This window comes from Micromonospora sp. NPDC007271, assembly GCF_040634005.1.
Classification (GTDB): domain Bacteria; phylum Actinomycetota; class Actinomycetes; order Mycobacteriales; family Micromonosporaceae; genus Micromonospora.
Map to the genome: position 1 here is coordinate 1 of NZ_JBEYER010000149.1, position 12,419 is coordinate 12,419.

At 69.7% G+C, this 12,419-nt stretch carries 7 protein-coding genes and 1 pseudogene; 5 read left to right on the top strand and 3 right to left on the bottom strand.

Annotated elements, in window-relative coordinates; translation table 11 throughout:
* The first annotated feature begins 162 nt into the window (after window positions 1-162).
* Window positions 163-882 carry an FCD domain-containing protein gene (locus tag ABZ570_RS31920; RefSeq protein WP_358071567.1) on the top strand — a complete coding sequence of 240 codons (720 nt, stop codon included), beginning with the start codon at window positions 163-165 and terminating at the stop codon, window positions 880-882.
* Between the two features lie 94 nt (window positions 883-976).
* Here ABZ570_RS31920 and ABZ570_RS31925 read toward each other — a convergent pair whose 3' ends face one another.
* Both ABZ570_RS31925 and ABZ570_RS31930 read right to left on the bottom strand, forming a co-directional pair.
* The gene (locus ABZ570_RS31925) at window positions 977-3,223 is read right to left on the bottom strand and encodes a penicillin acylase family protein (protein WP_358071569.1); all 2,247 of its coding nucleotides are present in this window, start codon (window positions 3,221-3,223) and stop codon (window positions 977-979) included.
* A 242-nt stretch (window positions 3,224-3,465) separates the two neighbouring features.
* The gene (locus ABZ570_RS31930) at window positions 3,466-4,791 is read right to left on the bottom strand and encodes an aminopeptidase P family protein (protein WP_358071571.1); all 1,326 of its coding nucleotides are present in this window, start codon (window positions 4,789-4,791) and stop codon (window positions 3,466-3,468) included.
* A gap of 290 nt (window positions 4,792-5,081) precedes the next feature.
* Between ABZ570_RS31930 and ABZ570_RS31935 the strand changes: the two genes are divergently transcribed.
* The 3 genes from ABZ570_RS31935 (at window position 5,082) to ABZ570_RS31945 (ending at window position 7,159) form a co-directional block, all read left to right on the top strand.
* Window positions 5,082-5,360: a zinc ribbon domain-containing protein gene (locus ABZ570_RS31935; protein WP_358071573.1), complete on the top strand. Its 279-nt coding sequence runs from the start codon at window positions 5,082-5,084 to the stop codon at window positions 5,358-5,360.
* Window positions 5,361-5,423: 63 nt separating this feature from the next.
* Window positions 5,424-6,680, top strand: a complete 1,257-nt coding sequence (fmdA, locus tag ABZ570_RS31940) for a formamidase (protein WP_358071575.1) — start codon at window positions 5,424-5,426, stop codon at window positions 6,678-6,680.
* Between the two features lie 62 nt (window positions 6,681-6,742).
* Complete coding sequence (locus ABZ570_RS31945; protein WP_358071577.1) at window positions 6,743-7,159, top strand: low affinity iron permease family protein; 417 nt, start codon at window positions 6,743-6,745, stop codon at window positions 7,157-7,159.
* A 161-nt stretch (window positions 7,160-7,320) separates the two neighbouring features.
* Here ABZ570_RS31945 and ABZ570_RS31950 read toward each other — a convergent pair whose 3' ends face one another.
* Complete coding sequence (locus ABZ570_RS31950) at window positions 7,321-11,622, bottom strand: carboxypeptidase regulatory-like domain-containing protein (RefSeq protein ID WP_358071579.1); 4,302 nt, start codon at window positions 11,620-11,622, stop codon at window positions 7,321-7,323.
* A gap of 585 nt (window positions 11,623-12,207) precedes the next feature.
* On the opposite strand from ABZ570_RS31950, the pseudogene ABZ570_RS31955 reads away from it, so the two are divergent.
* Window positions 12,208-12,419 (top strand): annotated as a pseudogene (locus tag ABZ570_RS31955) (transcriptional regulator); the annotation flags it as partial.

Below are 12,419 nucleotides of genomic sequence, written 5' to 3' on the forward strand. Positions count from 1 at the left end.
CCGGCGGGCATTATGGCTGGTCGTCGATTCGTCCACACTGGCCTGACGGTCTGGATCCCGCTGGTCGCCAGCGCTCATGCAGACTTTGACAACGAGGTGTAGCCAGTGGCCCCACGGCCGCGATTTGAGCCGGTCCAGCCCGTGCGTGCCTACGAACGGATCGTGCAGCAGATCGAGGAGGCGATCCTGCGCGGTGACCTACGCCCGGGCGAACGACTGCCCTCCGAGCGCGACCTGGTCCAGCAGTTCTCGGTCAGCCGGGCAAGCGTGCGCGAGGCGCTGCGAGTTCTCCAGAGCAACGGGCTGGTGCGCTCTCGGGCGGGTGATCCGGCGGGGGCAGAGATCATGCCGTTCTCCCCGGCGACCCTGCAGAAGTCGATGACCACCCTGGCCCGGCTGTCCGAGGTCACCCTGACCGAGCTCATCCAGTTCCGGATGTTGCTGGACGCCACCGCCAACCTGCTCGCCGCCCAGTTGCGCACCGAAGAGCAGCTCGCCGAGATGGACGCAGCGCTGGAGGTGATGCGCGACAGCGTGCGGCTCGGATACGAAGAGTTCAGCCGGGCCGATGTGGCGTTCCACGACGCGGTCGCGAGGGCCAGCGGCAACCGACTCCTACAGGTCTGCAACCAGGTGGTGCGGTCGGTGGCGCTCACGCTCATCGCGGAGAAGATCGCCCACGCGCTCGACCGCACCGCCCAGATGGAGGAGAGCATCACCCATCACGCCGAGGTGCTCGAGGCGGTACGAGCCGGTGACGGAGCCGCCGCAGCACGGATTGCCCGCCAAAATCTCTACGACTACTACGTCTCCTACGTCCCGGAGGACGAACGGGCTTTCCTGCGGGCTCTGCTCGACCACGACCTACCCGATCAACCCTGAAGCGGCACCAGGGCCAGCGTCGACGCCGATGCGCACCGGCCGGTAGGCCGGTCTGACCCGCATCGGCGTCGACGAACTGCCCCTGATCCGTCGATCACTTGCCCGGTTTGTAGCTCCGCTCGATGTGGCCCTTGAGGTCCTCCGGGTAGAAGTAGACGGGCCGGAGGTTGCCGCTGGCGTACCGTTCGACCTGGTCGTTGAAGTGCGGCGAGTCGGGGTGCCCGCTCGCGCCCCCGGCCGTCACCGCCCAGGCGCGCAGCCTCGGCCCGAACTCCACGACCGCCACGAAGCTGTTGCCGCTGGTGCCGTAGTAGCGCTTCGTACCGGGGTAGCGCCTCGCCCCGAACGAGGCGAGGGAGCCCCACTGCGCGGAGGTGAAGGGCACCGGGCTGCTCGGCTTGGCGTCGTCGAACGTCTGGGTGACCGCGCCGTCGTTGCGCTGGAAGCGGTTGATCTCACCCCAGGGCACCTGCCAGCTGCCGAAGTCCTGCGTGAGCCGGTCCGCCGCCGTCTCGAGCGCGGCGAGCCGCTGCGGGTCGGTGGCGCGCTCGGCCAGGTAGTCCCACATCGACATGCCCGCGTCTCTCGCCGCCTGGGACAGCGGCGCCCAGAGCGCCTCGCCCCAGAACACAGCCAGCGACGTCGCGGTCGACTGCGCGCCCCACTTGTAGTCCCAGCCGCGCAGCAGGCCGATCGGGCCGGCGAGCTTCGCCTTCTGCTGGTCGCCCGCGGGCAGCTTGTCCCACGCCGCGACAAGTTGCGGCACGAGCCGGGCGAAGGCGGTCAGGTACGGGTCGAAGGCGGCTTCGATCAGCGTCTGCGGGGTGAAGTCGGTCCGCCCGGTCATCACCCGGATCACCTGCGGCCCACGCGGGTTCTCGCCGGCCTGGTCGAAGTAGCGCGGATAGTCGGCGGCGTCGGGGCTGTCCGCGCCGGCGGCGGTCCAGGGCCAGTTGTTCGCGTTGAACGCCCAGCCGTTCTTCGGGTTCACCGCCTGCGGCAGGCTCTCGAGGCTGTGCAGCCCGCGCCAGTCGGTCGTCGGGTCGCTGCCGTCGACGGGCTTGCGGTAGTCGAAGCGGTCGTCCCGGATCGGCATGAACTGCGGCATCAGGAAGGCGATCCCGCCCTTCGAGTCCGCGAAGAGGGTGTTGTTCGAGCTGTTGGCCTTGAAGTCGGCCACCCGGATGAAGTCCGCGTAGTCCCGCGTCTTGGTGCGCAGGAAGCTCTGCTGCAGCGCCTCGACGGGCTTGTTCATCAGCGCGAACGCGATCCACTTGCCGTCCACCTCGCGCACGATCGGCCCGTGGTGGGTGGCGAGGGTGGTGAAGCTGCGCCGCGCCAGCCGGCCGTCCGCGGTGCGGTAGGACAGGGTGATCTTCTTCGTCGTCACCGGGCGCAGCTCGTCGCCGTAGCGGTAGGAGTGGCTGCCGTCCGCCCCGGTCACGATCGTCTCGGCGAACTCGTCGACGTTGTCGACGCCGCTGGACGTGTGCATCCAGCCGGTGTTGGCGTTGAAGCCCTGGTAGATGAAGAACTGCCCCCAGGTGGCGGCGCCGTAGACGTTGAGCCCTTCGTCGCTGGTCACGTGCTGCTCGGAGCGGAAGAAGAAGCTGGTGTGCGGGTTGATCAGCAGCAGCGCGTTGCCGTCCCGGGTGTGGCTCGGCGCGATCGCGATGCCGTTCGATCCGCTGGGCTCGCGGAACAGGAGGCCGCGTTCCTCGTCGGTCATCTCGATCGTGCGCTTGCTGTAGAAGGCTTCGAGCTGGGTGAGCGGCACCCGCTCGATGTCGCCGCCGATGCTGCCTTCGGAGAAGCTCAGCGGCATCCACGGCTCGAACCGGGTGATCACGCGTGGCTTCGTCTCGGGGTGCGTCGCGAGGTAGTAGTTCAGCCCGTCCGCCCAGGCCTGCATCAGCTCGCGCAGCCAGGCCGGGCTGTTGGCGAAGTCCCGCTTCAGCTCCTCGGGGTCGATGAACAGCCGCTGGCGCAGGTCCTGCCAGAGCGCGCCCTCGCCCTCGGCCTCGGCGAGGCGGCCGAGGCTGACCAGGTAGTTGCGTTCGACCCGGTTGAAGTCGTCCTCGGCCTGGGCGTACATCATCCCGAACACCGCGTGGGCGTCGGTCTTGCCCACCACGTGCGGGACGCCCCAGTCGTCGCGGGTGATAGTCACGTGGGCGGCCTGCTGTTGCCAGCGGGCGTGGTCGGGCGGGGTCTGCGCGGGTGCGGCGGACGCGGCGCCGGACGGCAGCCCGGCCGCGGCGACCGCGGCTCCGGCGGCCAGTCCGGCCGTTCCGCCCAGGATGCGGCGCCGGCTCAGTCTCTTGTTCTTCGCGTCGTCCATGAGTTGGTCCACCTTTCCGTGGCGGGGTCGCCGCCGTTCGGCCAGGGGGCGGCGACGATCGCCGACGCCTCCCGGCCACTTGGTGATCAACCTGCTCTAAAACGAGTAACACCCGCTCCAGCCGCCCGGCAATAGAGATCAACTGCTATTTGCGGTGTGAGACATGCTCGTGACATTGATGCTCATCACGATCGCCGGCAAGCGCGCGCCGTTACGGGCCAGAAGCGCCGAACGGCGGGAGGTCACCGGGTCTGGACCGCCATCCACTTCTCGAGGCCGTCGGCGTCCAGGGGCAGCGCACGGGACAGCACCTCCATGCCGTCCGGCGTGACCAGGAGGTCGTCCTCGATACGCACGCCGATACCCCGCAACTCCGGCGGCACGGTCCGGTCGTGCGCGTGGAAGTACAGCCCGGGCTCGACCGTGAGCACCATGCCAGGTGCCATGGTCGCGCCCTGATATGCCTCCTCTGTCGCCCGGCCGCAGTCGTGCACGTCCAGTCCCAGGTGATGGCCGATACCGCACACCAGGTAGCGCCGGTGGTGCTGGCCGGTGTCGGAGAGCGCCTCGTCCACGGAGACCGGCAGCAGTCCCCAGTCCGCCAGGCCCCGTGCGATCACCTCCATCGCCGCGTGGTGGAAATCGGTGAACCGACGGCCGGGGCCCACCGCCGCCAGCCCGGCTCGGTGGGCCTGTTCCACCAGGTCGTGCACCTGCCGCTGGACGGGAGAGAACCGCCCGGAGGCGGGGAACGTGCGGGTGACATCGGCGGTGTAGAAGCTGTTGACCTCGACACCCATGTCGAGCAGGAGCACCTCGTCCGGCAGCACCGGGCCGTCGCAGCGCACCCAGTGCAGGGTGGGCGCATGCTGGCCGCTGCCGACGATCGTGGCGTAGCCGGGGCCGTTGCCGTACGCCCGCGCGTACCGGTCGAAGGTGCCCTGCAGCCACCGCTCACCGGGCCCCGCGATCGCGGTGGGGATCTCGCGGACCACCGCGGCGAAACCCTCGACCGTACGGTCGACGGCCGCGCGGAGTTGCCCGATCTCCCACTCGTCCTTGTACATGCGCAGTTCGGCGAGGGTGCGGCCAACCTCCTCGTCCCGGGTCACCTCCTCGGTGAGTTCGGAGAGCGGCCGGACCTTGACGCCCAGCGCCCGCGCCCACTCGGCCAGCCCGGGCTCGGCCCCGACCCACAGCTCGCCGTAACGACGGTCGGTCCAGAAGCCGGGGTCGCCGGGAGCGGCGGGTGGCGGCAGATAGAGCGTGGGGTCGCCGTCGCGCAGCACCACCACGGCGTTCGGCACGTCACAGCCGGTCACCCAGAGGAAGTCGCTGTCCGGGCGGAAGTCGTAGGTCGTGTCGTTGCTGCGCACGGGCGCCTCCCCCGCTGCCAGCACGATGGTCCGGCCGGGGAGCGCCTCGGCCAGTCTGGCCCGGTGGGCGGCGGCCGCCTCGACGGCGCCGGGGACAACCGACGGAGTACGGTCCGGCACGCCCCAGCCCGTGTTCATGTACTCCGCGAATGCCGCAATCTCGGACAGCTTCGGCGGCTTGCCTGCGCGCAACGGTGACTCCTTCTGCGTTTCGAACGGCCGGCCGTCGTGGTCAGCACGCTCTCGGTTGAGCCTGCCTGCACTCGGTGGGGGCCATCAACACCCCTCTGTAAGGTGTGCCATTGCACTGATCCTAAGCGCCGCCAGGGGCACCACCAAGAGGGGTGGACCGCCGGGCTGTCCAGGGTGAGGATTTGTCGTTTTGCACCGTTCCTGCCCGCAATCGCCCCACAATTGAGGCGACAGGGCGATCCGCCGCAGGCCGGCCACCGCCCGCACGGGAGGCTGGACAGGGGACGGCGATGGCCACCTACGAGTACCGCTGCCGGCAGGACGGCAGCTTCGACGTCACGCTGCCGATCGGAACGGCCGGCCCGTCGATGCGCTGTCCGCGGTGCGGGGTCCCGGCCGGGCGCATGTTCACCGCGCCACGACTCGGCCGCATGCCAACCGCGCTCCGCGAGGCGGTCGACCGGGCCGAGGGCAGCGCGGAGCGGCCGGACGTGGTCGGGCGCGTACCAGGCGGCCGGCCGGCTCGCCGATCGTCGAATCCCGCCCACGCCCGCCTGCCCCGATGGTGACCCGGCCCCGGCGGCCCGGCCCACCTGGCCCGCTTCGGCGGAACGAACGAAAGGCAGAGTGCCGTGCCTGAACTGCTGTTTGCCCTCGACTCAAACAGAAGGTTCACCGACCAGGCGAAGATCGGGCACAACCGGTGGCACCCCGACATCCCGCCCGTGGCGACGGTACGACCGGGCCAGTCGTTCCGCGTCCACTGCCGGGAGTGGTTCGACGGCGCGATCCACAACGACGACTCCGCCGAGGACGTCCGGGACGCCCCGCTGACCAGGGTCCACGCCCTCAGCGGCCCGTTCGCCGTCCAGGGCGCCGAGCCGGGCGACCTGCTCATCGTCGACATCCTCGACATGGGCCCCATCCCGCAGGAGGACTCCGGCCCCCTGGCCGGCCAGGGCTGGGGCTACACCGGCATCTTCCCCACCGGCAACGGCGGCGGATTCCTCACCGAACAGTTCCCCGACGCGTACAAGGCCGTCTGGGACTTCACCGGCCACCGAGCCACCTCCCGGCACATCCCCGGGGTGTCGTTCACCGGGATGTCCCACCCCGGGTTGATGGGCACCGCCCCGTCCGCGGCACTGCTCGCCACGTGGAACCAGCGGGAGGGGGCGCTGCGCGCCACCGCGCCGGAGCGGGTTCCACCCCTGTCCCTGCCGCCCGAGCCCCAGGACGCGATCCTCGGCACCCTCACCGGCGCCGAGTTCGACCGGGTGTCCGCCGAAGCCGCACGCACCGCTCCGCCCCGCGAGAACGGCGGCAACCAGGACATCAAGAACTTCACCACCGGCACCCGGGTCTTCTACCCGGTGTACGTGCCCGGCGCCAACCTGTCCGTCGGCGACCTGCACTTCTCCCAGGGCGACGGGGAGATCACCTTCTGCGGCGGCATCGAGATGGGCGGGTTCATCGACCTGCACGTCGACCTGATCAAGAACGGCATGCAGACGTACGGCGTCACCGAGAACGCGATCTTCCTGCCGGGAAACACCCCGCCCCAGTTCAGCCAGTGGCTGGCCTTCTCCGGAATCTCGGTCACCCTCGACGGCGACCAGCGGTACCTCGACTCGCAGCTCGCCTACCAGCGCGCCTGCCTGCACGCCATCGACTACCTGACCCGCTTCGGATACCAGCCCGAGCAGGCGTACCTGCTGCTGGGCGCGGCACCGATCGAAGGGCGCTTCTCCGGCGTGGTGGACATCCCGAACTCCTGCGCGACCGTCTACCTGCCCACCGAGATCTTCGACTTCGACGTACGCCCTTCCGCCGCCGGCCCCACCCGGATCGACCCGGGCCGCGGCGCCCCGAAGGCCAGCATGACCTGACCTGGTGCCAGCGCGATCGAGGGGACGTTAGTGACAGCGGTCGCCGGGGAACATGTGACCCCATGACCGCTGTCGACGACCGCCCCGACAGGACGGCGAAGATGCCGACCGACGTCTCCTCTCGGCCGGGATTCTTCGACCGGTTCGCCACCGCCGTGGCTGGCTACGCTTCCCACGCCTGGTTCTTCGCCGCCTGCCTGATCCTGGTCCTCGTCTGGGCCCCCACCGTCATCTGGTTCACCATCGACACCTGGCAACTGATCATCAACACCGCCACCACGATCATCACGTTCCTGCTCGTGGCGCTGCTGCAGAACACCCAGACCCGCGCCGACGCGGCGGTGCAGCAGAAGCTGAACGCCATCGCCGACGCCCTGTCCGACCTGATGGACCAGCACGCCGAGAATTACCCCGACCTGCGGCGCGATCGGGACGAGCTGCGCGCCGCAGTCGGGCTGGAGGACCGCGAGAGCGCCTGACCTCCGAGGCGGCACCCCGCTGTCGGCGGCACGTCCTCGAGGAACTCGATACCAGTCGCCGCGCCGATCTCCTCAGTTCGAGAGAACCTGACCGGCGACCGGCAAGGGGCCGGGCCCGCGCCGATCAGGTCGGCGCGGGCCCGGATGATCTCAGCTGCCGGTCAACACCTGCTGGGCCGGAGGGTGAAGTCGGTGGTCACCGTCTGGCCGCTCTTGATGTTCGCCTTCTGGGCTTGTGGGGCCCACCCGTCCAAGGCGACGATCACCTGGGTCGGGTTGGCGCCCGCCGGCGCCCAGATCGCGTACCGGCCGTTGGCGTCCGCCTTCAGCGTGAACGTCCAGTCCTTCTTGCCGTTGACCTGGACTGTGGCGCCCCGCAGCGGGGCCTTGTTGCCCTGGCAGCCGACCCCGGTGACGGTGCCGGCCAGCTTGCCCCAGTCGCTGGGCGGCTGCACCACCATCGTCACGTCGATCGGGTTCACCGCGTACGGGGTGTTGCTCTTCACCCCGAGCTGCGCGGTGTACGTGCCGGGCTGGCTCACGTCCGTCGCCGAGGTGGCGTCGAGCGTGACGGTCACCTTGACGCTCTGGCCGGGCTGCAGCGTCGCCGTGGTCGGGGACGCCGACAGCCAGGCAACGTCCGTGACGGCGGCGCACTGGTCGAAGCCGGGCAGCATTTCGCTTTCCGGCGTCGGGGTGAAGCCACCGGTCGATCCGCCGACCTTGACGAACCCGCACGCCGCCCCGGCCCGGTAGCGGGCGAAGTTGGCGTTGGGCAGCGCCGACCAGGAGTTGGCCGCCGGGTCGTACGCCCAGCCCTGGTTGGTGACGATCGTGGAGTTGTTGATGACACCGGTGGACATCAGCAGCATCCCGTTGGCGGTGTCAGCGGCCGTGCCCCAGAGGTCGACCGGAAGGTCGGCCAGCTGGGTCCAGGTGTTGGTGCCCGGGTTGTAGCCGTAGGTGCTCTTCAGCGTCGTCGGCCCGTTGCCGCCGGCGCAGTACACCGTGCCGTTGATCCCGCCGCAGCCCTGCCAGGCCACCGCCACCGGGTACGGCGCAACGGTGGTGAAGGTGTCCGCGCCCGGGTTGTAGCGGACGACCGCGTTGGACTTGGCGCAGTTGCCGTCCGTACAGCCGCCGACCAGGTAGATCTGGCCGTCGGCTACGGCGATGCCGGGCGCCGCCCGCGGTGCGGGATTGGTCGACGCGCGGGTCTGCCAAGCATTGGTGGCCGGATCGTAGACGTGGACCTTGTTGGACGGGTTGCCGGCCGGGTCCCAGCCGCCGAACACGTACAGCTTGCCGTCAACGAACGTCGCCGCCGGCTTCTCCAGCGCCACCGGCAGGTCGGCGATCCGGGTCCACCCGTTCCTGGCCGGGTCGTAGACGTAGCTGTTGGCGAGGTTGGCGGAGGCGGAGGCACCGCCGACCGAGTACACCTTGCCGTCGTACGCGGCCACGGCGTTGTCCATCACCGCGGTCGGGTAGTTGGCGGTGTTGATCCACGGCGGCGCGTACGGTGACGGCTCCGTCGGGTCACCGGGCTGGCTGTCGCCCCGCCAGGCGATCGACGTGCCGCTGCCCTTGACCCGGTGGTTCTGCAGCGGAGCGCCACGGGGCCCGAGGATCTCGAAACCGCCGCGCCGCTCGGACAACTCGACGCTGGCCGGTGCGTTGCCGGTGTTGGTGATGGTGGTCTGCACCGTCGCCTTCTGCCCCAGCGTCGGGCTACTGGTCAGCGACGGGGGCGTGATGCTCAGCCGGCCGGCCTTGAGCCCGAAGTCGGCGCGGTTGCTCCGGTCGGCCGCCACGTTCACCGTGGCAGTGACCGACCCGTAGCCGCTGCTCTCCGCCGTGAACGGGTGCTCACCGGTCAGGGAGGAGAACATCCAGTAGAAGCCGCCGCCGAGGTTGCTGTCGTCGGGCGTCGCCGCGGTGGTGGCCTTCTCGGCCGGCTTGTCGACGCTGGTCACGGTGGCGCCGTTCAGGCCGGTCGAGGTGTTGCCGTCGAGTACCCGGCCGAGCACGAGCCCGCCGGGGATCGGGTCGCAGCCCCGGTTCACGATGGAGACGTTGTCGATCTCCCACCACCAGGCCCAGGTGGCCGAGTGGTGGAAGCGGAGCCGCACGTTGGCCTTCCCGCCGGCCTGCGGGAGCAGCACTTCCTCGAGGACCGGGCCGCGCCGACTGGTGGTGGTCCAGTGGGACGCCGTCACCCAGGTGGCGCCGCCATCGACACTGACATCGACGTCGGCGAAACCGTTGAGCGCCCGGTAGTCGCTGTTGAACCGCAGCACCGGCGACGGCACGGTGGTCAGGTCCAGCGACGGGCTGATCAGGGCGGAGTCGACAGGCTTGCCGGAACCCGCCGCATCGGTGTCCACGATCGCGTACTTGCCGGTGCCGCCGGTGAGGTTGCCCCGGTTCTTCGGGTCGGTGAACGCCCAGCCGCCGTTGGCGGTGAGGTTGACCACCTCCCAGCCCTCCGGGGTCGTCCCCGACTCGAACTGCTCGGTGAGCAGCGGAGCGCTGTAGTTGAACTTGTAGCCGGCGGCGGTGCAGGTGTTCTCGACGGCGAGGTCGAAGTTCTTCACCTGGTCGCTGTCACCGACGGTGATCTGCGCGTTGCCCTGCTGGTAGGCCGGGTACATCGCCTTGACGGTGAGCCCGTACTCGCCGGTCGGCAGGTCGATCGAGTACGCGCCGGTGACCGGGTCGGTGAACAGTGGGCCGCCCGGCCGGCCGGCCACGTCGATGCGCGCGTACAACGGCCAGCCGTGGCCGGAGCCGTCCTTCACCACACCGGCGACCTTGCGCGTCGGCACGGCGTCGAGGGTGAAGCTCGCCGCGACCGTGCCGCCGTCGGTGACGGTGACCGTCTGGGACTTCGACGCGTAGCCGAACGCCGACGCGGTCAGCTCGTGCTGCCCGGCCGGCAGGGTGAGCTTGTAGCCGCCCTGGTCGTCGGTGACGGTGCCGCTGTTCCCGACGTGAACCGAGGCGCCGGCGATCGGCGCGCCACCGGACTTGGTGACCTTGCCGGTCACCTCGCCGCGCGGCCCGGCGACGCAGTTGGGGAACTTCATCGCGCCGACCCGGGTCTGCCACGAGGCGGAGCTGGTGGTGGCCATGTACTCGGAGGTGAACCAGAACGTGCAGCCGTCGGTCGGGTCCACCGACATCGAGCTGTAGTCACCCCAGCGGGCCGCCGAGTGGGTCTGCGCCCCCTTGCCGGCGATCAGCGTGCGCTCGCTCTGCCCCAGCTGACCCAGCGGGTCGCCGGCGAGCCGGCCGGCCATCCGGATCGACGGGTAAGACGTGGGGCCCGACGCCGAGTAGCCGAAGGCGATGTTGCCGGAGACGTCGATCGCGCCGCTGGCCATCCAGCGGTGCTCGCCGTCAGGGGCGTAGGTGCCCTGCTGGTTGATCCGCCAGTTGGTGGGCGACGTGCTCTGCAGCTCGTACCAGCGCACGCCGGCGTGGTCGGTGCCGTCGGCGTCCACCGTGTGGTTCAGCACCATCGAGGCGTGGTCGCCGAAGTTGCGGTACGCCGCCCGGTACATCAACCGGTCGGAGATGGCGTCCAACCGCGCCGAGGTGCCCTGCTGGGGGACGCAGGTACGGGCGTAGTTGCACATGTTCGAGTCGAACGGTGCGGTCTCCAGGAAGCGGCTCGGCGCGAGGTTGTTGCCGAACGTGGAGCTCGCGGGATTCGCCCAGTCGACCTTGAAGTCCCACATCAGCAGCCGGTCAGTCGGCGAGATGCCCCACGCGTCGTCGTCGAACATGACGAACGGGTTCGGCGCCCCGGCAGGCGGGGCGGAACCCTCGGCGTCAGCGGGCAGCAGGCCGCCGAAGTCCGGTCCGAGGTGGAAGTAGACCATCCGGGCCGGCTGACCGGCCAGCATCTTCTCCCGCTCGAACGCCACCGCCCCCGCACCGACGAACGACGGCGCGAACTCGTTGGTCGTCATGTAGTAGGCGTCCGGCCAGATCCCGTACTTGGGGTAGTCGTTCATCCGGGTCTGGTGGTACAGGAAGTCGTACCGGTAGTAGGCGCCGGTCGGGTCCGGGGTCTGGGAGATCGCCATGCACTGGTGGTTGCCGGACGCTCCGCCGGGCAGGGCGAACTGGGTGACCATCCACCGGTCGGCGCTCTCGTCGTAGAGGACGATGGGGTCGCCGTCGTTGCGGGTCTCGCAGGGCCCGCCGAAGCCGGACCAGATCGCGTTGGCGGGCAGCGGCCCGAGCAGCAGGTTGCCGGTCTTGCTGTAGACGGCGTAGTGCAGGTTCACCATCTGCACGTAGTGGTTGGGCCCCACGTCGCCGTTGGTGTCCGGGGGCAGTACGCCGTCGAGGTTGCCGACGCCCTCGAAATTGGCGGTGAACTCAGGTACCTGGGTGGCGGTGAAGCCGCGCTGCACGGCGTCGCTGCCCGCCTTGGCGGCGGTGTCGACCATTTGCCGGTCCAGCGACCGAGCTGGCTGCGCCGCAGCTTTCGATCCCGGCCCGCTCTTGCCCTTTGGAGCGACGTCGCGCAGTTTTTGGGAAAGGTCGTGTTTGGCGGCTTGGCGCACTTCAGCCCTCGCGGCTGCCGGCGCGGGTGCGGCGGGTTCCGGGTCGACGGGGCGGGCGGCCGCTGGTAGGGCACCAAGGAGCAGAGCGGCGGCGGCCACGACCGCGACCGGCCCCGCTCTCCGCAGTCCTCTTCGCGAATTGCGCATCTGGCGACGACCTCCTAGCTGACGGCGACCAAGAAGTTGGTCACCGAGGGTGTAGGACGGGGAAACCGCTGGTAAGCGGCTGCCCGCGATCATCGTCGACGCACTTCGATCCCCCCTCAAGCCCGGGGATGGGGCAGGAATAGGTCAAAATCGGCTCAACATTGAGCTGGAGGTTTGAATAGACAACGGCCTGATATTGACCGACGATCTGCAAGTTGCTTTCCTTCTCCCATGAGCAGCCCGGCGGGGGACTTTGACGAACAGCCGGTCATACTGTGTGTGACCGCCAGCCGCAGCAAGCGGGCCCAGGTGGCTCGCCTCATGAGTGGCCACGGTGTCGTACTGATGTTTCCCGACCTGCAGGCGGTCCGCGCCGTACTGTTCGACGACCCGACCGCCTCCGCCGCCGGAACGGGCGCGGTGGCGCTGGGACGGCTGGTGCTGGACCAGCAGCGGCAACAGGTCAGCTGGGCCGGCCGCGTCCTCCCACTGACCCGCCTGGAACGGGATGTGCTCGCCGCGCTGGCCAGTCC

What these genes read in the sequence shown, in the direction of transcription:
- ABZ570_RS31935 (WP_358071573.1), top strand. Translation starts at nt 5,082, where the DNA reads ATGGCCACCTACGAGTACCGCTGCCGGCAGGACGGCAGCTTCGACGTC.
- ABZ570_RS31950 (WP_358071579.1), bottom strand. Translation starts at nt 11,622, where the DNA reads ATGGTCGACACCGCCGCCAAGGCGGGCAGCGACGCCGTGCAGCGCGGC.
- ABZ570_RS31945 (WP_358071577.1), top strand. Translation starts at nt 6,743, where the DNA reads ATGACCGCTGTCGACGACCGCCCCGACAGGACGGCGAAGATGCCGACC.
- ABZ570_RS31925 (WP_358071569.1), bottom strand. Translation starts at nt 3,223, where the DNA reads ATGGACGACGCGAAGAACAAGAGACTGAGCCGGCGCCGCATCCTGGGC.